At 66.6% G+C, this 21391-nt stretch carries 20 protein-coding genes, 2 tRNA genes and 1 riboswitch; of the genes, 6 read left to right on the top strand and 16 right to left on the bottom strand.

Going from position 1 to position 21391, the window contains the following annotated elements:
• Window positions 1-22: 22 nt before the first annotated feature.
• A complete protein-coding gene (locus WDM86_22400; GenBank protein MEI9992771.1) occupies window positions 23-3310 on the bottom strand; it encodes a carboxyl transferase domain-containing protein in 3288 nt (1095 codons plus the stop codon).
• 53 nt (window positions 3311-3363) lie between these two features.
• Window positions 3364-5310 carry a TonB-dependent receptor gene (locus WDM86_22395; GenBank protein ID MEI9992770.1) on the bottom strand — a complete coding sequence of 649 codons (1947 nt, stop codon included), beginning with the start codon at window positions 5308-5310 and terminating at the stop codon, window positions 3364-3366.
• A 139-nt stretch (window positions 5311-5449) separates the two neighbouring features.
• Window positions 5450-5639: riboswitch (cobalamin riboswitch) on the bottom strand.
• A 64-nt stretch (window positions 5640-5703) separates the two neighbouring features.
• Between WDM86_22395 and WDM86_22390 the strand changes: the two genes are divergently transcribed.
• A complete protein-coding gene (locus WDM86_22390) occupies window positions 5704-6201 on the top strand; it encodes an SH3 domain-containing protein (GenBank protein MEI9992769.1) in 498 nt (165 codons plus the stop codon).
• 465 nt (window positions 6202-6666) lie between these two features.
• On the opposite strand, the gene WDM86_22385 is transcribed toward WDM86_22390, so the two are convergent.
• From WDM86_22385 to bioB, 7 genes are all read right to left on the bottom strand, one after another.
• Entirely contained in the window at window positions 6667-7509 is an 843-nt protein-coding gene (locus WDM86_22385) for a S1/P1 nuclease (protein MEI9992768.1), read from the bottom strand.
• A 90-nt stretch (window positions 7510-7599) separates the two neighbouring features.
• Window positions 7600-8271, bottom strand: a complete 672-nt coding sequence (locus WDM86_22380; GenBank protein MEI9992767.1) for a hypothetical protein — start codon at window positions 8269-8271, stop codon at window positions 7600-7602.
• 11 nt (window positions 8272-8282) lie between these two features.
• Window positions 8283-9653, bottom strand: a complete 1371-nt coding sequence (locus WDM86_22375; GenBank protein ID MEI9992766.1) for a tetratricopeptide repeat protein — start codon at window positions 9651-9653, stop codon at window positions 8283-8285.
• A gap of 146 nt (window positions 9654-9799) precedes the next feature.
• Entirely contained in the window at window positions 9800-11398 is a 1599-nt protein-coding gene (purH, locus tag WDM86_22370) for a bifunctional phosphoribosylaminoimidazolecarboxamide formyltransferase/IMP cyclohydrolase (GenBank protein MEI9992765.1), read from the bottom strand.
• Window positions 11399-11434: 36 nt separating this feature from the next.
• Window positions 11435-11632 (bottom strand): DUF2905 family protein, encoded by a 198-nt coding sequence (locus WDM86_22365; GenBank protein MEI9992764.1) that lies wholly within the window; start codon window positions 11630-11632, stop codon window positions 11435-11437.
• A 205-nt stretch (window positions 11633-11837) separates the two neighbouring features.
• Window positions 11838-12452 carry a hypothetical protein gene (locus tag WDM86_22360; protein MEI9992763.1) on the bottom strand — a complete coding sequence of 205 codons (615 nt, stop codon included), beginning with the start codon at window positions 12450-12452 and terminating at the stop codon, window positions 11838-11840.
• 18 nt (window positions 12453-12470) lie between these two features.
• Complete coding sequence (bioB, locus tag WDM86_22355) at window positions 12471-13445, bottom strand: biotin synthase BioB (protein ID MEI9992762.1); 975 nt, start codon at window positions 13443-13445, stop codon at window positions 12471-12473.
• A 156-nt stretch (window positions 13446-13601) separates the two neighbouring features.
• On the opposite strand from bioB, the gene WDM86_22350 reads away from it, so the two are divergent.
• Window positions 13602-13687: transfer RNA gene (locus tag WDM86_22350), tRNA-Leu, on the top strand.
• A 202-nt stretch (window positions 13688-13889) separates the two neighbouring features.
• The gene (locus WDM86_22345) at window positions 13890-14717 is read left to right on the top strand and encodes a hypothetical protein (GenBank protein ID MEI9992761.1); all 828 of its coding nucleotides are present in this window, start codon (window positions 13890-13892) and stop codon (window positions 14715-14717) included.
• On the opposite strand, the gene WDM86_22340 is transcribed toward WDM86_22345, so the two are convergent.
• Window positions 14710-15447: a hypothetical protein gene (locus tag WDM86_22340; GenBank protein MEI9992760.1), complete on the bottom strand. Its 738-nt coding sequence runs from the start codon at window positions 15445-15447 to the stop codon at window positions 14710-14712. The two genes, WDM86_22345 and WDM86_22340, sit on opposite strands and share 8 nt — an antisense overlap.
• 94 nt (window positions 15448-15541) lie before the next feature.
• Here WDM86_22340 and WDM86_22335 point away from each other — a divergent pair, with 94 nt between their 5' ends.
• Complete coding sequence (locus tag WDM86_22335; GenBank protein MEI9992759.1) at window positions 15542-16915, top strand: MFS transporter; 1374 nt, start codon at window positions 15542-15544, stop codon at window positions 16913-16915.
• A 161-nt stretch (window positions 16916-17076) separates the two neighbouring features.
• On the opposite strand, the gene WDM86_22330 is transcribed toward WDM86_22335, so the two are convergent.
• Entirely contained in the window at window positions 17077-17397 is a 321-nt protein-coding gene (locus tag WDM86_22330) for a beta/gamma crystallin-related protein (GenBank protein MEI9992758.1), read from the bottom strand.
• Between the two features lie 68 nt (window positions 17398-17465).
• On the opposite strand from WDM86_22330, the gene rlmJ reads away from it, so the two are divergent.
• Window positions 17466-18287 (top strand): 23S rRNA (adenine(2030)-N(6))-methyltransferase RlmJ, encoded by an 822-nt coding sequence (gene rlmJ, locus WDM86_22325; protein ID MEI9992757.1) that lies wholly within the window; start codon window positions 17466-17468, stop codon window positions 18285-18287.
• Between the two features lie 74 nt (window positions 18288-18361).
• Window positions 18362-18451: transfer RNA gene (locus WDM86_22320), tRNA-Ser, on the top strand.
• A 59-nt stretch (window positions 18452-18510) separates the two neighbouring features.
• Here WDM86_22320 and WDM86_22315 read toward each other — a convergent pair.
• The 5 genes from WDM86_22315 to WDM86_22295 are packed head-to-tail and all read right to left on the bottom strand — an operon-like array spanning window position 18511 to window position 21044.
• Complete coding sequence (locus tag WDM86_22315; protein ID MEI9992756.1) at window positions 18511-19557, bottom strand: tyrosine-type recombinase/integrase; 1047 nt, start codon at window positions 19555-19557, stop codon at window positions 18511-18513.
• Entirely contained in the window at window positions 19554-19733 is a 180-nt protein-coding gene (locus WDM86_22310) for a hypothetical protein (protein ID MEI9992755.1), read from the bottom strand. The genes WDM86_22315 and WDM86_22310 overlap by 4 nt, the downstream gene beginning before the upstream one ends.
• A 3-nt stretch (window positions 19734-19736) precedes the next feature.
• Window positions 19737-19985, bottom strand: a complete 249-nt coding sequence (locus tag WDM86_22305) for a hypothetical protein (protein MEI9992754.1) — start codon at window positions 19983-19985, stop codon at window positions 19737-19739.
• Window positions 19975-20583 (bottom strand): hypothetical protein, encoded by a 609-nt coding sequence (locus tag WDM86_22300; protein ID MEI9992753.1) that lies wholly within the window; start codon window positions 20581-20583, stop codon window positions 19975-19977. Before WDM86_22300 ends, WDM86_22305 begins: the two co-directional genes overlap by 11 nt.
• Before the next feature lie 29 nt (window positions 20584-20612).
• Entirely contained in the window at window positions 20613-21044 is a 432-nt protein-coding gene (locus WDM86_22295; GenBank protein ID MEI9992752.1) for a hypothetical protein, read from the bottom strand.
• Window positions 21045-21391: the final 347 nt, after the last annotated feature.

Genomic DNA, 21391 nt, shown 5'->3' with positions numbered 1-21391 from the left:
GCCCATGGCGCCGCGGCATCACCTACCACGTGTCGACGAAATTCCGCCGCTTGCTCGCATCCCAGGGCGGCAAAGAGCGGTAGCCGCGCATGATCCACCGCCGCGTATCGGCCGGGTCGATCACGTCGTCGATCTCCAGATAGGCCGCCATGTTGATCGCCTTGCCGCGCGCATAGCTCTGCGCCACCAGCTTCTTGAACAAGGCCTCGCGCGCCTGCGGTGTCGGTTCGGCCTCAAGCTCCTTGCGGTAGCCGAGACGGGCGGCGCCTTCCAGGCCCATGCCGCCGAATTCGCCGGTCGGCCATGAGACGATGAAGAACGGCGCATGGAAACTGCCGCCCGCCATCGCCTGGGCGCCGAGCCCATAGCCCTTGCGCAAGACCACCGTGAAGATCGGCACGCTGAGCGCGCCGCCGACCACGAACAGGCGCGAGACACGGCGGACCAGCGCGGTCTTCTCCGCTTCCGGACCCACCATGAAGCCCGGCGTATCGCAGAGCGACAGGATCGGCAGGCCGAAGGCATCGCAGAGCTGCAGGAAGCGCGCGGCCTTGTCGGCGCAAGGCGCGTCGATAGCACCGGCGAGGACCATCGGATTGTTCGCGATCAGGCCGAAGGGGGCGCCTTCGATCCGTACCAGCGCGGTGATCAGGCCCGGCGCGAAATCGCGGCGCAGTTCGAGCACGCTGCCGGTGTCGGCCAAGGTCTCGATCACCGTGCGGCTGTCATAGACGCGCAGCCTGTTCTCCGGAATGAGGTGACGCAGCTCCTTTTGATTGGCGCAGTCCCACGCCGTGAGCGGCCCCTGGAAATAGGCGAGATATTTCCTGGCGACCTCGACCGCCTCGATCTCGTCCTCGACCGCGATGTCCACGACGCCGTTCGGCACCTGGACCGACATCGGCCCGACCTCTTCGGGCTTGTAGACGCCGAGGCCGCCGCCCTCGATCATTGCCGGCCCGCCCATGCCGATGTTCGAATTCGCCGCCGCGATGATCACGTCGGAGCAGCCGAGCAGCGCGGCATTGCCGGCGAAGCAGCGGCCCGAATTGATCCCGACGCGCGGCACCAGGCCGGAGAGCTTGGCGTATTGGCGGAAGGTGGGCGTGTCGAGGCCGGCGACGCCGGGAAAGTCAGTGTCGCCCGGCCGTCCGCCGCCGCCTTCGGCGAAGCAGACGACCGGCAGCTTCCATTCCTCGGCGATGGTCAGCAGGCGGTCCTTCTTCCTGTGGTTCATCGCGCCCTGGGTGCCGGCCAGCACGGTGTAGTCGTAGGCCATGACGGCGCAGCGCGCCTTGGCCTCGCCGAATTCCTTCGCGTTGACGGTGCCGAGCCCCGTGATGATGCCGTCGCCCGGCGTGTTGGCGATCAGGTCGTCGAGCTCGCGGCGGCGGCGCTGCGCGGCGAAGGCGAGCGCGCCGTATTCGATGAAACTGCCCGGATCGCACAGCTGCTCGACATTCTCGCGCGCGGTGCGCTGGCCGGTCTTGCGGCGCCGCGCCACCGCGTCGGGGCGGTTGGCGTCATAGCCGAAGGCGTGGCGCGCATTCGACTCCGCAAGGTCGGGCCGGATGAAATCCGGATCGGCCTGCGCCGCTTCGGTTTCTTCGGTGCCGGCGACGTTTTCCGGCGTGAGGAACAGCAGCGGATCGCCTTCGAACACCACCGTGCCCGGCGCCTGGGCGAGCGAATGCACGCGGCCCGATAGGGCGGCGGCGACGAGATGCTCCATCTTCATCGCTTCCAGCACCGCGACGGAGGCGCCTTGCCGCACGACATCGCCCGGCTTTACGTCGATCGAGACGATCTTGCCCTGCATGGGCGCCAAGACCGCGACCGTGCCGGCCGGCGCGGCGGCGATCCGTGGCGCGACGGCGGCGGCTTGCGGCGCCGCGACCGCGCCGGCGTGTTGCGGCCGCCAGTTCGCCGCCGCGGCGACGAGATCGGCGGTGTGCTCCTCGACATAGCGCGTATGGGTGCGGCCTTCGAGCACGTCTTCGCGTTCGATCAGCGCGTGCAGGAAGCCGAGATTGGTCGCGACGCCGGCGATGGCGAACTCGTTCAGCGCGCGCGTGGCGCGGCTCATCGCGGAAACGTAGTCGGGACCGTGCACGATCAGCTTGGCGAGCAGCGGGTCGAACGCCGGATTGGTCGTGTAGCCTTCGTAGCCGTAAGTATCGACGCGCACGCCGGGGCCCGAAGGCGGCGCGAAGGTCCCGAGCGTTCCGCCCGAGGGCTTGATCGTGCCGTCGCTTTCGATCTTCTCCATGTTGATGCGCAATTGCACGGCGAAGCCGCGCGGCTCCGGCACGTCGTCCTGGTGCAGGCCGATGTCGCGCAGGGTGCGGCCGCGCGCCAGCTCGATCTGCACGCCGACGAGGTCGATGCCGGTGATTTCCTCCGTGACGGTGTGCTCGACCTGCAGGCGCGGATTGGCCTCGATGAAGGCGAAGGCGGAGGCGTGGCGGGCCGGATGCGGGTTGACCAGGAATTCGAACGTCGCCAGTCCCTTCAGGTTCACGTCGTCGGCCAGCCACACCGCGGCATCGCAAAGCTGGCGGCGCAGATGCGGGTCGAGGCCCGGCGCGGGCGCGATCTCCACGATCTTCTGGTGGCGCCGCTGCAAGGTGCAGTCGCGCTCCCAGATATGGCTCGCGGAGCGGCCGTCGCCGGCGACCTGGACTTCGATATGGCGCGCCTCGGCCAGCAGCGCCTCGGCATAGACCGCGCCGTTGCCGAACGAGGCGCGGGCCTCGGACCGGCAGCGCAGATAGGCGCTTTCGAGCTCGGCGTCGCGCGTCACGACGCGCATGCCGCGGCCGCCGCCGCCGGCGATGGCCTTGATCATGATCGGGCCGTTGGTCGCGTGAAAGAATTCGCGGACCTGTTCCAGGCTCGCCGGTCCCGGCGTGCCCGCCAGCACCGGCACGCCGAAGCGTTCGGCCAAAGCGCGGGCGCGCGCCTTGTCGCCGAAGATCGACAGCACATGCGGCGAGGGGCCGATGAAGGTCAGGCCCATTTTCTCGCAGTCGGCGGCGAACTCGGCATTCTCGCTCAAAAAGCCGTAGCCCGGATGGATCGCGTCGCATTTGCCGGCCTTCGCCGCGGCGATGACGCGGGCGATGTCGAGATAGGCGGCGGTTCCGCTTGCGCCCAGCGCTTGCGCCGAATCCGCCGCCTGCACATGCGCCGACGCCGCGTCGTCGTCGGAATAGATCGCGACGCTGCGCAGGCCGAGGTCGGCGGCGGCGCGCGCGATGCGCACCGCGATCTCGCCGCGGTTGGCGATCAATATGCTGTCGAAGCTCATGGGCAGGTCCGGGGGATGGCGATCCCCCGGACACTGCCATGGCCGCCGAAGGCTTACAAAGTGAGCCGGATGCCGCCGAAGGCGCCGATGCCGGGAACGCCATAGCCGGACACCTGCTCGGTGCGGTCGTTGAAGACGTTGTCGACGCGGCCGAAAAGCTGCCAGCGCTCGGTCAGGTCGTAGGAACCGAACAGGTTGACCAGCGTGCCCGAGGTCAGGCGGGTGAAGTTGCTCGTGTCGTTGAAGCGCGGGCCCTCATAGGTGAGCGAGGCGCCGAGGCTGGTGCCCGCGAAGGGCAGCCAGGTGACGACGGCGCTGGCGAGGTCCTGCGGCCGGCGCGCCAGGGCGAGCCGCGTGACGGTGTTGATGGCGGACATGTTGGTGTAGTTCAGGCTGACGTCGAGATCGTCGGTCGGCTTGACCTCCAGCGCGGCTTCGACGCCGCGGGCGCGGGTCTTGTCGAGGTTGATGTAATAGCCGAACGCGGCGAGGCGGAACGGGCAGCCCGGCGCGTCGCCGGCCGAGAAGCAGTTCTGGAAATCGATCTGGTTGTGCGTGTCGCGCTCGAAATAGGTCAGCGAGGCCTTGGCGCGGCCGTCCCAGAACGGCTTGTCGAAGCCGACTTCCCAGCCGGTCGCGGTCTCCGGCTTGAGCGTGTCGATCGGGTTGGAGTTGGTCGAGAAGAGCTGGAACAGGCTGGGCGCCTTGAAGCCGTTGCCGACATTGCCGCGCAGCGTCGCGTCCAGGCCCGGGATCTGCCAGGCCGCGTTGAACTTGTAGGAGGTGTGGTCGCCGAAGCTATCGTCATCGTCCAGCCTGACGCCGCCGGTCAGGGTGAGCTGCTGGAACAGGGTGGTCTGGCCTTGCAGGTAATAGCCGGTGATCGTGTCGGCGCCGGTGGTGACCGAAACCGGCGAGAAGGAGGAGAAGCTGTCGCCGCGGAACGAGCTGCGCTGGCTTTCGGCGCCGAAGGTGATCTGGTCGTCGGGATCGATATCGACCACGCCCTGATATTCGATGCGCACCGCGTTGCCGTAATCGTCGGAGTTCAGGTGGATCGTGTCGAAGGCGCTGTCGAAGAACTGCCGCGCGCCGGCGGTGGCGATCACGGCGAGGCGGTTGTGGAACACCCCGCCGAACAGATCGGCATTGATGCCGAAATAGCCGGCTTTCAGCTCGTTGGTGTTGTTGGCGGCGGAATCGGCGACGGCGTAGAGCGGCGGGCCGCCGAAATTGTCGTCGAACGCGGCATGGCCGTGGGTGTAGTAGCCGCGCAGATCGGCGCTGACCGTGTCGCTGATGTGGTAGCGGGTGTTCACGCTGGCGCCGAAATTGGTGTAGCCGTCATTCTCCGGATTGCCGTTGCGCACATCGGCCGCCGGCGTGCCGGTCTCGGTGAAGAAATTAAGCCCCACGCCGTATTCGAGATCGCCGGTCGTGCCGTTTGCCGCGGCGTTGACGTGGAAGGTGCCGAACGAGCCGCCTTCCGCCGTCGCGTTCAGCGCGATGGGCCTGTCGCCGCCGCGATTGGTGATGATGTCGACCACGCCGCCGATGGCGTCGCTGCCGTAGAGCGTCGATTGCGGCCCGCGCAGGATCTCCACCCGCTGGATGTTGTTCGCCAGCACGTCGCCGAAGATCGCCCCTTCCGAGACGTCGGACGGATCGTTGATGCGGATGCCGTCGATCAGCCCCACCGTCTGGCCCTGCTCGGCGCCGCGCAGCGAGACCGTCGTGGTCTGGCCGACGCCGCCGGTGCGGTTCACCACCAGCGACGGCACCTGTTTGAGGATGTCGGTCAGCACCACGGTCTGCTGCGTCTGAAGGTCCTGGGCGTCGATCACGGTGACCGAGGCGCCGGTGACGTCGAGCGGCTGCGCGGTGCGCGTGGCGCTGACGACGATCGTTTCGGTCGAGCTTATGGCGGTGTCGGCCCGGACGGATGCGGGAAGAAACAAAGCGGCGCAGGCCGCGGTGGAAAGCAGAATGGACTTGGTCATGGCGTTCTCCTGAGGGTTCAGGAGCCGCGCGCGGCGTACCGACGTGAAAAGACGATTCCCCATGAGACGGGACCCCGCGTGCGACTCCAACTGTCGCCACGGCGGTTTCCCCCGCAGTCCCCGCCACACCCCGTGCGGAAACAGGACGACGGCGCGAGGCAGGTCTCCTGGCTTCCGGCTCGAACGCTTACCGTCCGCCTTCCCGGGATCGAGATCCCAGTGGCCGTTGGACGGTCCGCTCGCCGGTTACAGTTGCGGGGGCAGCCGCGGTGTTGAACCGCGTTCCCAAAACCAAGCGCGTGCCGGGAACCTAAGTCGGTTCGCCGCGCCGCGTCAATCGGCAGGCGATGCGCCCTCGAAAAGACGAAGGGCGCCCGTAAGATGCACGCCAGAATGGCAATCGATTCGCGCTTTCCGTCTTTCGTCACAGCCCTGCTGGTCGCGGTGTGCGCCGCGGCGGCCGCGCCGCCGGACGCGGTCGAGGTGCAGCCGCACTATGCCAGCATCCGCCGCGACCAGGCCTTTCTGCGGCAGGGCCCGTCCTATGCGCATCGCATCCTGTGGATCTACAAGCGCAAGGACTATCCGGTGAAGATCCTGGCGAGCTTCGATGCGTGGCGCCGCGTCAGGGATGTCGACGGTTCGGTCGGCTGGATGCACCGCTCGCAATTGAGCGACCGGCGCAGCGTGCTGTTCATCGGCTTCACGAAGTCCCCGCTGCACGCCGACAGCGACCCGAAAGCCAAGATCGTCGCCTATGCGGCGCCCGGCGTCGTCGCCTGGCTCAAGGCCTGCGAGATGTCCGCCTGCGACGTCGAAGTCTCCGGCGCGGAAGGCTGGGTCGACAAGAGGAACATCTGGGGCGTGGACGCGGGCGAAGTCTTCCAATGACGCGCCATTCGCGTCGCCGGACGGCGAAGCGGAAAGCGGTCTCTGCGCGGAGGCGCGAAAACCTTTCGACGTGATTGTTGGGATATGTGGAATTTGGTGCGTAGACCGACTCGGTTCAAGGGCGCGTGGAAAATTTTTCTCGCGAGGATTTTGAAGACGGTTGTCCAACAGGAGATTCACGCGGAGCCGCGGAGGACGCGGAGAATTTGAATTTGTCGCGGGGATAAGTTTTTTCGTTGCGATGCGGCGAACGATATTTTGTTTCGCGGAAATTTTTTAAAGCTGCGTATCGCGCCGTCGATTCAGAGAAAAAAGAAAAGGTGTCAGGGCCCGCGAATGCTGGCCATCCAGGTGACAATTGCACCGGCGCGGAAAATTGGCGGCAGCCAACCCGACAAACAGCGTACCGCTCTCAACCGGGTGGCCCGCATTCGCGGGCCATGACATCGGTGGGGTGGCGGGGGGTTATGAGGGCGTGCACTCCGTCGAGGCGAACGTGTCGTTCAGCCATTTGGCCAGGCGCAGGCCGCCGAGGCCGAGCTGTTTGTCGAGGATCGGCGATACCGCTTGAAAATAAGCGTCGTCGAGCACGTTGTTCGCCGGCTTGGCGTTCCACACGATCTGCGCCGCGGCGTGGGTCTGCAGCACCCAGTCGGTCGGCGTGCCCGCGACGGTGGCGGGATCGGCGGCCTCGGGCGTCGCCAGCCAGCCGGCTTCGAGCTTGTCGACATAGGAGCCCCAGGCCCACACGGTGCGCTGGATCAGCGTCGAATCCCATACCGCGTGGAAATTCGTGTCGAGGTCGCAGTTCTTGGTGCAGACCGTGCCCTTGAAGGTGACCTTGACCGGGATGTCGTTGCCGCCGCGCGCATCGGCCACCGTGTGCAGCGGCTGATGGATGTCGCCGACGAGGTGGACGGCGAAGCGCAGCGCGTCCAGCCGCGCCGCCGTGTCGCCGCAGCGAAGCTGCTGCTTGAGGCGCTCGAGCGCGGCGATGGAACAATCGCCCTTGGGATCGGGCTTGCACTCGGTCGCCGGATCGTAGGTCTGGTCGGCGAGAGGGATGTCGACGAAATGCCAGTTGTAGGTGTCGGGATGGGCGGTGCGCTGGTCGTCGGCCCAACTCGATACCGAGGCGAGCGAATGGCCCTTGCCGAGAATGGCCTCGACATCCGCCGCGGCGGCGGGGCTCAGCCGGCGCTGGGCGATCTCGGCGACGATGGAATGGCCTTCCTGGCCCCAGGCGAGGGCCAGTTCGAACGACGCCACCCAGACGAGCAATGCCAGCAACGGAAGACGAAAGCGCATGCGCGGGTCCCTTTCGCGAAGCCGGCAACCTAGTGGCCGACGGCGCAAGGGGCAAATGACGTTTCCGTTTACCTGCCCGGAGGGGCGGTCTCAATGGCGATCGTGATGGTCGTGATCGTGATCGTGATCGTCCGGCGGCGGCGGGGGAGGCGGCGGCGGCGCGTCGTCATAATCGTGCCAATCGGTGTCGCCATGGCCGTACCAGTTGCCGTGATCGTCGTGCATGGTGCGCTCGCGCGTGCCGCGATCGAGCCATTCCTGGCCGACATGGTCGCCGTCGCGCCAGCGGCGCTCGTAATGCTCGGCATCGTAGCAGTGGTCGCTGGCGCAGGGCGGCGCCGGCGGACGGCCGTCATGTTCGTGGTCGCCGTCATGGCGGTCGCAGTCGTGGTCGCAATCGTCGCGGACGTAACGCCGGCAATCGTCGCGGCAGTCGCGGCGGCCGCAATCGCGGTCGCAATCGTCGCGGACATAGCGCCGGCAGCCGTCGCCGCAGCCGGTGTGCCGGTAATAGTGCCGGCGGCAGCCGTCATAGCAGCTTCGGCCGCAGACCTCGCCGCAGCCGCGATAGCCGCCGCCGCAACCGTAATCGCAGCCATAGCCGCCGAAATGGTGGAACTGGATCTCCGGCACCGGATCGAAGGGATCGAGCAGCACCGCGCCCATGGTCGCCACGCCCGCCTGGGCGGGCAAGCCGATCGCCGCGACGACCAGGCCGAGTGCGCCCAGGAGCGCGGCGCGTGCAAGGGTGATGATGTTCATCGGAGCACCTTTCAATTCTGGCCGGGATGCGGCGGCTCGTTCGCCGCGGCATTCAGGAGCGAGCCGAGCTGGTTCATCGTCGGCCGGAAGCCGGCGATGGCCGAACTCGTGATGTAGTCGTTGGATTTGTGCAGGTCCTGGTCGATGCCGGGCGGGCCGACCTTGTAGAGCACGCCCAGGTGATAAAGCGCCGCCGGGAAGCGCTGGTCCGCGGCCTTCAGGAACCAGTATTCGGCGCGCGCATAGTTCGTCACCACGCCCAGGCCCTTGGCGTACATCACGCCCAGCGTGTTCTGCGAAACGGCGTCGCCGTTCACCGCCGCGGTCTGGACCGCGCGCACGAGCTGGCCGCCGGTGAGCCGGCCGGTCGATTCGTCGGGGATCGAGGCCTGGTACTGGATGACGGCCTGCGGGCCCTTCCAGCCGAGGAAGAACAGGGCGTGGCGCACCGCCTCGGCCGGGATGGCGGCGGCCATGGCGAGGGCGCGCTGGCGCTCCAGCGTCGGCACGCATTCGTCGGTCAGCGGCACGCCGCCGGCCGAGGTTCCGGTCGGATAGAACTCGAAGGGCGGGAACCAGTAGTGGAAGGCCTTGGCCTGCTTGTCCACGATGCGCGCGCCAAAATAGGTCCCGCGCAGATAGGCTTCGAGGCTGTTGAGATAGCCGCGGCCCAGAGGATTGCCCATCGCGTCGGCGATGTGGAAATAGACCAGCGCGTCGGAATCGTTGGGCGACATCACCGAGGGCGGCGGGCCGGACGGGCGATAGCCGCCGCCGCCGCGTCCCCGGTCGTCGCCCTGCCGGTCATTGCCGCGCCGGTCACTGCCCCGCCGATCGTCGCCGCGCCGGTCGTCGCCGCGGTCATCGTCGTCCTCGTCGTCATAGCTGGGCCGCGGCGTCTCGCCGATGCGGCCGAGCATGAGGAAGCCGTCGGCGCCGTGGCAGGAGAGGATGTAGGTGATGCGCTCGCGCGCGTCGGTGCGCTGGTCGGTGGACAGTTCGAGCAGAAGCTCCTGCTGCTTGGCGAAGGCGTGGACGCGGCGGGTGTGGATCACGTCGACCGCTTCGTCGTCCCACATGCGGGCGCGGCCCATGCGGTTCTTGCTCGCCAGATAGTACCAGACATAGGCCTCGACCGGATCGTAGTAGCGGCCGTCGGAAGAATTCGAATAGACGTCGCCGAGCTTGACCTGCGCCAGGAAATCGTCGAACTGCCAGGCGGCCTGGCGCCAGACCTTCACCGCGGCTTCGAGGCTGATGTGGTTGAGGGCGTAGTTGCCGTCGGCGTAGTCGGCGGCGCGCGACGCGGGCGCGATGCCCGTGGCCAGCACAGTCGCAAAAGCCGCGCAGCGGATCGCGTGGCGAACCCTTGAAATCGGCACGGCCATATCCCCCGACCGTAAGACCCAACGAATGGCTGATACTTTTGAAACGGGAAGAGTTTAACGTTAACTGCAACGCTCCGACAGGGCGCCGGTTGCAACTTTCGTTCCCGGGCTGTGAATATTTTACGGTTAACGCGAATCGCTCAGTGCCGGAAGTGGCGCATGCCGGTGAAAACCATGGCGAGGCCCGCTTCGTCGGCAGCGTCGATTACTTTTTGATCACCGATCGAGCCGCCCGGCTGAATCACCGCCGTGGCGCCGGCCTCGGCCACCGCGAGCAATCCGTCCGGGAACGGGAAGAACGCCTCGGACGCGGCCGACGAGCCTTTCGTCATCGGCTCGGGCCAGCCGGCCTGTTTCGCCGCATCGCGCGCCTTGATCGCGGCGATGCGCGCGGAGTCGACGCGGCTCATCTGGCCGGCGCCGATCGCGGCGGTGACGCCGTCCTTCACATAGACGACGGCGTTGGACTTCACATGCTTGCCGATGGTGAAGGCGAGCAGCATGTCGGCGATCTCGCGCTCGGTCGGCTGTCGCCGGGTGACGACCTTCAGATCGGCGCGCCCGACGCGGCCATTGTCGCGCGTCTGCACCAGGAAGCCGCCCGACACGGAACGGAAGGTGAGGCCGGCGCTGTCGGGATCGGGCAGGCCGCCGGCGATCAGCAGGCGCAGGTTTTTCCGCGTGCCGAGAATCTTGCGCGCGTCGGCGTCGGCGTCGGGCGCGATGATCACCTCGGTGAACAGCTTGGCGATCTCCTCCGCGGTCTCGCCGTCGAGCGGGCGGTTGAAGGCGAGCACGCCGCCGAAGGCGCTGACCGGATCGCAGGCGAGCGCGCGCTTATAGGCCTCGGCGAGCGTCGGCGCGAGCGCGACGCCGCAGGGATTGGCGTGCTTGATGATGGCGCAGGCGGCCGAGGCCTTTGGCGCGAACTCGGCGACGAGCTCATAGGCCGCGTCGGTGTCGTTGATGTTGTTGTAGGAGAGCTCCTTGCCCTGGAGCTGCGTCGCGGACGCCACGCCGGGGCGCGGATCGCCGGTGACGTAGAACGCGGCCTCCTGGTGCGGATTCTCGCCATAGCGCAAGGGCTGGCGCAGCGTGCCGGCGAAGCTGCGGCGGCGCGGCGGCGCCTTGTCGCCGTCCTTGGCGAGTTCGTTCGCGAACCAGTTGGAGACCGCGGCGTCATAGGCGGCGGTGCGCGCGAACGCGATCTGGGCGAGGTGGCGGCGCAGGCCGCCCGACACCGCGCCGTTGTTGGCGTCCATCTCGCCGAGCACGGCGGCATAGTCTTCGGGATCGACGACGACGGTCACCCAGTCGTGGTTCTTCGCCGCCGAGCGCGTCATCGCCGGGCCGCCGATGTCGATCTGCTCGATGGTGTCCTCGAAGGACGCGCCCTTCGCGACGGTCGCCTCGAACGGATAGAGATTGGAGACCAGCAGGTCGATGCCCGCGATCCCGTGCTCGGCCATCGCGGCGGCGTGGTCCGGCTTGTCGCGCAGCGACAGCAGGCCGCCATGGACCTTGGGGTGCAGCGTCTTCACCCTTCCGTCCATCATCTCGGGAAAGCCGGTGACCTCGGAAATGTCGGCGACGGCGAGGCCGGCCTCGCGCAGCGCCTTGGCCGAGCCGCCGGTGGAGATGAGCGCCACGCCATGACGGTCCAGCCCGCCGGCGAATTCGACCAGGCCGGCCTTGTCGAATACCGAAAGGATCGCGCGGCGGATGGGGCGGAGCGTCATGGGCGACTCGGGGCCGGGCAGGGGTTACGGGTGGGCTTACCGCCGAAAAAACCAAAAGAGAAGGGCCAGAACGACGCTGGTCCCCAGGGAATAGAGCAGGGGGATGTGGATATGCAGGTTTCCCCGGTCGTAGAGGATGTCGCCGGGCAGGGGATCGAGGTCCATCATGGCGATGGCCTGGCTGAAGAGCAGCGTGCCGACGAGGAGGATGCCGAGATAGATCAGCCAGCGCATGGGGAACTCCAGGCCCGCAGGATCGTCGAGATTCGGGGCGGCGTCCATACTGTCGGTTGGCGGACTGTCGTATGCAATAATAAGAAAACCTGTCATCCGCCGCGAATGCGGCGGACCCAGGTGACGTCTGCTCGGCAGGTTGCAACTGGGTCCGCCGCATTCGCGGCGGATGACAACGGTGTGTGTAACCTCTGGCGCCCGAACGTCACCGCGTCTTCAGCGATTCCAGCTGCGCCAGCAGGTGCTTCACGTCGTTGGTGAGGCCTTCGAGCATCTCGGCCTGTTTCTGCTTGCGGACCTCCTCGGCGGTGTCCTCCTCGGTGTCCTCGCTGATCTCGGCCACGTCTTCCTGGATCTCCTCGACGTCCTCCTTCAGGCCCTCGACATGCTCGCCGAGCTCCTCGACATCGACCTGGATGCTCTCGACATCCTCCTCGACGCCCTTCAGGCTGGCGGCCTGACGGTTGACGCTGAACTGGATGAAGATCGCCAGATAGATCGCCTCCAGCGAGACCACCGTGGTCAGGACCAGCAGCATCAGATTCCAGTCCACCAGCCGCGCGATCGACAGCGTGAAGGCGGCGATGAAGGCGACCGTGTGCAGCGCCAGCGACGCGGGCGAGCCGACCCAGACGATGAGCTTCTCGATGGCCGCGGCGACGGCCAGGCTGCGGGCCGTGGCGGACGCGCTCGCCCCGTGCTGCTCAGCCGTGTTGGACGGGTGCATCGCGCTGGACCTGGCAATCGGGTTGTCGGAGCGTTCCGGCTGCAAATCGCGGCGGAACGATCTTTCCTTGGGCCCGAAAACGGCCGAAATCAAGCGCCAAATCGCGGCCCGTCACGCCATCGCGACGATGCCGAGCCTGGCGAACAGCTTGTGGTCGTGGCTCTCTTCCGGATTGGGCGTGGTGAGCAGCTTTTCGCCGTAGAAGATCGAATTGGCGCCGGCCAGGAAGCACAGCGCCTGCGCCTCGTCGCTCATCTCGCCGCGGCCGGCCGACAGGCGGACCATCGAGCGCGGCATGGTCAGGCGCGCCACCGCGATGGTGCGCACGAAGTCGAGCGGATCGAGCGCGGCGCTGTCGCCCAGCTTGGTGCCGGCGATCTTGACCAGCCCGTTGATCGGCACGCTCTCGGGATGGACCGGCAGGGTGGCGAGGGCGTGGATCATGCCGACGCGGTCGTCGGCGTCCTCGCCCATGCCGACGATGCCGCCGCAGCAGACATGGATGCCGGCCTCGCGCACATGGGCGAGCGTGTCGAGCCGGTCCTGGAAGGTCCGGGTGGTGATGATCTCGCCGTAATATTCCGGCGAGGTGTCGATGTTGTGGTTGTAGTAGTCGAGCCCGGCGCTCTTCAGCCGGCTCGCCTGCGGCGGCGTCAGCATGCCGAGCGTGACGCAGGTCTCCATGCCGAGCGCCTTGACGCCCTCGACCATGGCGCACACCGCGTCGAGGTCCTTGTCCTTGGGCGAGCGCCAGGCGGCGCCCATGCAGAAACGCGTCGCGCCGGCCGCCTTGGCGGCGCGCGCATCGGCCAGCACGGCGTCGACCGCCATCAGCTTGGAGGCTTTGAGGCCGGTCTCGTGGCTGGCGCTTTGCGAGCAATAGCCGCAATCCTCCGGGCAGCCGCCGGTCTTGATCGACAGCAGGGTGGAGACCTGCACTTCGTTGGCGTCGAAGTTCTGGCGATGCACGGTCTGGGCGCGGAAGAGGAGGTCGGCGAAGGGCAGGGCGAAGAGGCGTGCGATCTCCGCGCGGGTCCAGTCGTGGCGCGGGGCGCCGTCGCGGAGTTCGGGGGCGGGAGCGTTCATCGGACACCTTCGAAAGACTGCGGCGTGGCTCACGCCTTAGCGTCGTTGCCGCCGCCGCACAAGCTCATGCCGGAACGCCGTTCCGGGGCGGGCGGCGCGAGCGTTGACGCGCAGGCAGGGTCGACTATATTCCCGCGCCTTCCGGAAGTTTTGAGTGCCCCTGTGGCGGAACGGTAGACGCGGCAGACTCAAAATCTGTTGCCTTCACGGGCGTGCTGGTTCAAGTCCGGCCAGGGGCACCATTCGATTTGGCGGACGAAAACTTTGCCGCCCCGCAACCCAGAATTTCGCCCGCCCGCCCGCGCTTCGTTCGAGGCGCGACGGGCTACGCCGGTTCCCGCCCGGTAACCGTTCGCTAACCAGTCCGCCAATTAGTCCTTTCGCCCTTTAGGCGAATTGCCCGGCCGTGCGTAGTCCTATGGCAACCAAGGACGGGGCGGGATCGTGGCGTTTCTCGGCTATCATCAAGACAGCGCGCCCGCGCCCATGGCCTTCGCGCCCGATATGCGCGGAACCTTGGCGCAGACCGGGGCGCTGCCGCACCACGGCTTCCTGCTGCGCTTCTTTCCGGTGTTCGATCTGCAGCGCCATGGCGTGGCGGCGCTGTTCTGCTCCCCGACCTATGACGCCGCCGATGCGATCCACGGCCATCGCGCGTTCCCGGATTTCTCGGCCGCGCAGTGGACGCAGATCGATTGCGCGATCCTGGACCATGCGCTGGACTTCGCGGCCACGCTGGCGCGGCACGGCATCGTGGCCGCGGTCGGCGCCTCGGTCGGCTTCGCGACGCTGTCCGACCCGCGCGGCCGCATCGCCTATCGCGAGGCGCTGCGCGCCGCCCATGCGCGCGAGCAGCCCTATCTCGTCATCAAGATCGAGGACATACCCGAACACGCGACGGCCAAGCGGATCGGCGAACTGGTCGCCTCGCTCCGCCTGGTGGCGCCGCGGGTCTGGGCGCATCTGCCGGGCAGCCGCATCCTTCTGGGCGGGCACGAGCCGCTGCATGCCTCGGGCCTGGTGATGTCGATGCCGGCGAAGCTGCCGTTCCACGGCATGCAGAGCGAGGCGCGTTGGCTGGCGCGGCAGGCGACGCTCCAGACGGCGCTCTCCTGCATGGACCAGGTCGACAGCGCCGCCGAATTGGAGACGGTGCATGCTGCGGGCGTGCGCTTCGTGGCCGGTCAGGCGATCGGCCGTCCGGCGCTGGCGGCGAGCGCAATGCCGGACGACATCCGCGACGTGCTCTATACGGAGCGGCCGCTCAGATAGACGGGCTGGGCCGGCGCGCGACCGACGCGACGGAATGATCCGCGCGCTTGGTCACGATCACGTCGGCGGCGTCGCGGTCCTTGACGATGTGGTCGCGCAGGTTCGGAAGGTTGATGCCTTTCCAGACGCGGCCGGCGAAGTCGGTGCGCTGGGCCTCGTCCCAGTCGCGGAAGCGGTAATAGAAGGAGTTGGGATCCGCGCGTCCGGCGCGCATCAGCGGCAGCAGGCGTGCCGTGAACCAGCCCGCGATCACGTCCTCCTCCGCGTCGAGATAGATCAGATGGTCGATCAGGCGCGGCGCGCCCGGCTGTTCGACCTGCGCCAGATGCAGGCCGTCGAGGATGAGAAGCGAGGGCCGTTCGACCACGAGCGGGTCCGCCGGATCGACGTCATAGGTGACATGGGAATAGCGGGGCAGGGGCACCCGCGCGCCGGCCTTGATGGCGGCGATGGCGGCGCGCATCGCCGCCACGTCGTAGGATTCGGGAAAGCCCTTGCGCAGCGCGAGGCCGCGCTCGGCCAGCACCGCATTGGGGAAAAGAAAGCCGTCGGTGGCGATGGCCGCGACAAGCGGCTGCTGCGGCCAGGCGAGGGCGGCGCGCGCGAGGCCGGCGGCGAAGGTGCTCTTGCCGACCGCGACGCTGCCGGCCACGCCGACGACATAGGGCGCCCCGTTCGCGCCCGCCGCCAGGCGGCGCAGCTCCTCGCTCACGGAAAACGCGTCCGTCATCGCGCGATTATGCCATGGGCGGGCGAGGCGCGCGCGGGCTTTGCACCGCCGCGCGGCTTCGGGCGAAACTGCCGCCCGACTCGGGGGACCGCGCATGGATCAATCCGCCGCCGCCATTGCCGCGCGTCTCGAAAGGCTGCCGCCGGGCCGCGCGATGTGGACGCGCGTCGTGCTGTTGTCGCTGGGCGGGTTCTTCGAATTCTACGACATGTTCCTGTCGGCCTATGTCGGGCCGGGGCTGGTGAAGGCCGGCATCCTGACGCCGACCACGCCGGGCCTGTTCGGCACGACGGGGCTTGCCGCCTTCGTGGCGGCGTTCTTCATGGGTCTGTTCATCGGCACCGCGCTGTTCGGTTTCGTCGCCGACCGCTTCGGGCGGCGCACGATCTTCACCTTCTCGCTGCTGTGGTACACCGTGGCGGCGACCGCGATGGCGTTCCAGACCGACGCCTTCGGGCTTCTGCTGTGGCGCTTCATCGCCGGCATCGGCATCGGCGTCGAGCTCGTCACCATCGACGCCTATATCGCCGAGCTGGTGCCCAAGGCGGTGCGCGGCCGCGCCTTCGCCTTCAACCAGGTGGTGCAGTTCAGCGCGATCCCGGTCGTGGCCTTGCTGGCCTGGCTCTTGGTGCCGCGCACGCCATTCGGGCTCGACGGCTGGCGCTGGGTGGTGCTGTTGGGATCGGCCGGCGCGCTGGCCGTGTGGTTCATCCGCCTGTCGGTGCCGGAGAGCCCGCGCTGGCTGGCCGGGCGCGGACGCCTCGCCGACGCCGATGCCGTCGTGGCGCGCTTCGAGGCGCAGGCGATCGCCGAAAGCGGCCCGTTGGCCGAGCCCGCGCCGGCCGAGATGGAGGTGCCGCGCGGCCGTTTCGGCGAGATCTTCGCCAAGCCCTATCTTTCGCGCACGCTGATGCTGATCGTGTTCAACCTGTTCCAGACGGTGGGGTTCTACGGCTTCAACAATTGGGTGCCGAGCTTTCTGATCGGCCAGGGCATCGAGGTGACCAAGAGTCTGGGCTACACCTTCTTCATCGCCATAGCGGCGCCGTTCGGGCCGCTGCTGGCGGCGCTGTTCACCGACAAGATCGAGCGCAAATGGGCCATCGTCGGCGCGGCGGTCTGCGTCGCGGTGTTCGGACTTCTGTTCGCCGGCGTGCGCGAGGCGGCGCTGCTGGTGCTGTTCGGAGCGCTGGTGACGCTGGCCAACAACATCATGTCGTTCTCGTTCCACGCCTATCAGGCGGAGCTCTACCCGACGCGCATCCGCGCGTTGGCGGTGGGCTTCGTCTATTCGTGGAGCCGGCTGTCGACCGTGTTCAGCGCCTTCGTGATCGCGTTCGTGCTGAAGGATTTCGGTGTCGGCGGCGTCTTCGCGCTGATCGCCGCGAGCATGGCGGTGGTGGTGCTGGCGATCGGCATCTTCGGCCCGAAGGTGAAGGATTTGTCGCTGGAGGAAATTTCGAAATAGCTCCAGACACGCGAAGACCACCGCCGGCGAGGCCGAACGCCTCTTGCAGGCGCTTGCGCGCGCCCACGACCGCCGCCACGGGACCCGCGCGTTGTGATCGACGAGCATGACGGCCCGACCAAGGTCGATGTCCGCGTGCCGATGCAGCTTCCGCGAATAGGTTACAGCGGCCGCAGCGAATCCGCGCGGCGGTTCATGTCGTAGTCCTTCAGCCGCGGCGCGTCGTGGTTCAGGATGATGCAATCGCCCTGGAAGTTCTTCGCGGCGCAAACCTGCCAGCGGCCACGCACTCGGGCGCTCTGGGCGCGGTCGCCGAAGTCCCAGTCGTGGTTGTCGAGATCGCGCACCGCGTGGTCGAGCGTGATCGCATGGCCCTGATAATTGGGCGCGCTGTAGAGCGTGATCGTGGAGCGGGCGGCAGCCGGCGCCGCGGCCAGTCCCGCAACGGCGGCGATGGCGATGGTCAAAGTCGATATGCGCATTTATGTCCCCCATTTGAAAATCGCGGCGATGATATAGGAAGAGTGCGTCAACGCCAGCCGGCCGCCGGATGAACTATCGCCACGCCTTCCATGCCGGAAATTTCGCCGATGTCGTCAAGCATCTCGCGCTGGTCGGGATCCTGCTGCACCTGCGCCGCAAGGATGCGCCCTTCGCGGTGATCGACACCCATGCCGGGCGCGGCGCCTACGACCTTGCGGGCGAGGAGGCGGTGCGCACCGGCGAGGCGGCGAACGGCATCGGCCGGCTCGCCGGCCTGGAGGGCGAGGGCGCGCTCGCGGCGTATCTCGGTCTGGCGCGCGGGCGCGATCTCTATCCGGGTTCGCCGCTGATCGCCTGCGCGCTGCTGCGGCCGCAGGACCGGCTCGTCGCGATCGAGAAGCATCCCGAGGAAGCGGTGCGGCTGAAGGCGGCGCTCGCCGGCATCGGTCAGGCGCGGGTGGAGGAGGCCGACGGCTACCGGCGGCTGGCGGCGCTGCTGCCGCCGCGCGAGCGGCGCGGGCTGGTGCTGATCGATCCGCCGTTCGAGGACGCGGCCGAGTTCGCCGCCGAGGCCGGGGCGCTGCGTGCCGGCCTGAAGCGCTTCGCGACCGGCATCTATCTGTTGTGGTTTCCGATCAAGTCGCCGGCCGAGGCGAATGCCTTCGCCGGCGAGGTGCTCCAGGCGGGGGCCAAGAAGGCGCTGCGGATCGATATCGATCTGGGCGCGAAGGCGCCGGGCGAGAAGGAGCGCCTCGCGGCGGCCGGGCTGATCGTCGTCAATCCGCCCTTCGGTTTGGCGCAGGAGATGCGCGCCCAGCTTGCGGCGGTCGCACCGCTGCTGTCGGACGGGGCGCGGGCGGAGGTCCGCTGGCTGGCGGGGGAGGAATGACCCTCACCCGCCCTCGGGGGGAGGGCAGATCGCTTGCCTTCCTGGCCGGTCTTAAGTATTTGGTCGCGTTCCGCGGACAGGTGGTCGAGTGGTTGATGGCACCGCACTCGAAATGCGGAGACCGTGCAAGCGGTTCGTGGGTTCGAATCCCACCCTGTCCGCCACTTCCAATTTTGCACCTTTTGCGATCAATGCCTTAGCTCCAAAATTGTCAAACCCGTTCCTAAGGTTTGACACTCGTTGTTCTATTTCCGAGCTTCGCCATAGCGACTGCGGCCTGCCCGCGTCTGTCGAACGCATCGGTGTAGCGGGTGACCTCGCGTAGCGTCTTGTGACCCGTGATCGCCATGATCTGGTGAGCGGTGCAGCCTGCCTCGGCCAAGCGCCGCGACGCCGCCTTTCGCAAGCCGTGGGCGGCACATTGCTTCGGAAGTGCTGCCGCATCGCACATAGAGCGAAACCAGTTTCCAAATCCGGCGGCGCTGAAGGGCTTTCCAGCGGCCGTTACAAGGAAGGTGAGGTGATTGTTGGGCGATGCGTCCAGGATCCTGCGTAGCTCCGGCAATACCGGAATTTCGACCACAGCTCCGGTCTTCTGCTGGCGAATCGTGACGACCTCGTTCCTGACGTGTTGACGGCCCAGCAGGATGACGTCGCTGCGGCGCTGGGCAGTGTAGAGCAAAAGCCCAAGCGCGAGCCTGGCGCGCGTTCCAATCGCATGCGTTCCCTCGAATTTGGCGATGTCGTCCTCCGACCAGGTATAGAAGCCGCCAGCGCGCATTTTGAGCGCCTTAGTCCCACTCGTCGGATCGTCGCGGCGCCATCCATGAAGCACCGCAAACCGCATTATCAAGCGCAACATCCGGAGCAGGTTGTTTGCGGCGGCCGGCGTCGCCGCTTTGGCCCCCATCATCCGCGCGATGTGGTCGCCCTGCAGCATCGAAACGCGCTTGTCGCCGTGCTCATTGCGAAAGGTCTCGAGGATGCCCCGGTATGTCGTTCTCGTTGATGCCGACAGGCTGCAAAATGCGGGCGAGTTAAAATAGGCCACGATGAGCGCATTCATCGTTCCGGGAATGGTCCGTGTAGACCCGACTTCGCCGATAGGCGTCTTGCCGCCCATGGCGTCGGCGTGCGCGGCCATAAACTCGGGCGAGTAGGGCTGTCCGGGCAGCGGCACGCGCGCGAAGCCCGGCCGACGAAAATAGTATCGCCGCTTGCCGTGGCGATCGGCGAAAGCCTGGACGTGAGGCGGCAGCCGCAGCCTCATTTTAGGGCATCCCATTCATTCTGAGATTGCTCCGTCGACGGTGCGCCATCCGCGAAAACTTCAATCGCGCCGTCGCGCGTGATCTTGACCCTCGACACCTTCACGCCGGCCGCCGCTGTCGCCATGACCGCACGGGTGACGTCTTGTTTTCGGAAGGTCAAAGGCGCGCGTGCCATTGCTCAGTTCCTGCGATGCAGAGATTCGGCTTCAGGCAACGTCATTTCGAGAAGCTGCTCGGCACATTGGCCGAGATAGAGTGCCACCCCGGCAAGATCTTCATTCTGGATGTGGACCGCGAACGACTCCGACGCCTTCGTGTTGAAAACGACCACGGAAGCGCCGGGCTCCTCATCAAGCCGATGGACAGTCACAGCCTTGAAGATCGGAACGACGATGTTCCGACCGTCGAGCTTGGATTCAATCGGCATCCTCTTCCTCCGATTCTTCCGAGAGTTCGAGCGCCATCAGCGCGTCCACCCGCCGCCGGATTTCACCCAGGTTTATAGCCACCAGAACTTCCGCCATTGCCGGCAATGGAGCGTCGATTTCTTCTACGCCGATCGTATTGATAGGCGGCGCAAGCGCTTTCGCGACCGCGTTGAATGTCAGGTCGCCATCACCAACAATAGAGGCGCGCTCCGAAAGCGGGTGAGCCTCATATCCACCGGGGATAAACCACCATGCCGCCATCGTCCCCGCCTCGTCCTGAGAAAGCCAGCGCTTCACGAGCATAGTTGCAGGACCAACAGGCATTCCGCGATTCACAGCCGCGTTCAGGAACGCCAGCTCCAGGACATTTTTTCTGGAAAGCATTCGAGCGCGTCCGCCAACCGGCTCGCGGAACTTAGTGCTGAGGCAGCTAAGTTTCGAAAAATAGTGGTTGAACCAATTCCGGTCGCGACCCAGGAACGTCAGAGCTCGCGTAAGCGGTACCGCGGATTTTTCTTTAAGGTGTTGGTGCGTCATCACCTCGATGTATTCGAAAGGTGTTGGCGTGTCAACAGCGAACCGAGCGCTTTTTTCCATCGCCTTGGGTTTTTCCTGCAGCGGCCGACTTAGACTTTTGAATTGAACCGCGTACCTTCGTCGAGAAAGCCCATTGCTTTCTTGACGTTTTGGATCAGCTCCGTCGCGAGAACTGGATCGCTGAAATACGATTCCCCGTCTGCCTGAATCTCTTGAAGCGACACGATCGCGACCTGCAGCATTGCGCCGACCGTCATCACGGTGCTGGGCACTTGGTGCCTGAATTCGGCTGCCAGGTCCCAGGCCTGCCTCACGTGGCAAAGGGCGTTGTTGGAAGCTCCGTCGTCAGATTTATGGCCGTGGAGAGTTTTACGATCGAACTTGAGAATTTCGAGCGTCCAAAGGGAGTGCTCGATCAACCAATCCTGTACCAACTCAAATAGCCACTCGTCGGCAATTGCTTCTTCAACCTGGGCATCAGAGGTGGATCGCGGCGAGGTTCGCACGGAATCAATGTTCATGTCGGGTTCTCTCGAGTTGGCTTCTTAAGGCCTGTTGCCGGTGTCAGACCGGCAGCCGGGGGTTAAGAACCAGCCGAGAGACTGGCCGAACGCTTTTAAGGGTTTCCCCTCTGGACAGCACGTCCGCCCCCGGCCAAATTGGTCGGGTTCGGTCCGCGCCGCCAAGCGCGTCCGTCGAAACTCAGCCAATTGGCGGAGTTTCACTTCGCCGCAGCACTCGACGCTAATCGGGTGCCGCTCCCCGCCAAGGGAGCGCGGCTATCTCGGTCCGGGTTCTTAAGCCCACGGATACGGTATGTGATTTGCCCCCGAGCAACAAGCTTCCCCACCTGGGGAGGGCTTCATAG

Origin of the sequence: Rhizomicrobium sp. (genome assembly GCA_037200045.1) — a bacterium.
Classification (GTDB): domain Bacteria; phylum Pseudomonadota; class Alphaproteobacteria; order Micropepsales; family Micropepsaceae; genus Rhizomicrobium.
This window is presented reverse-complemented; position numbering and strand designations above follow the sequence as displayed.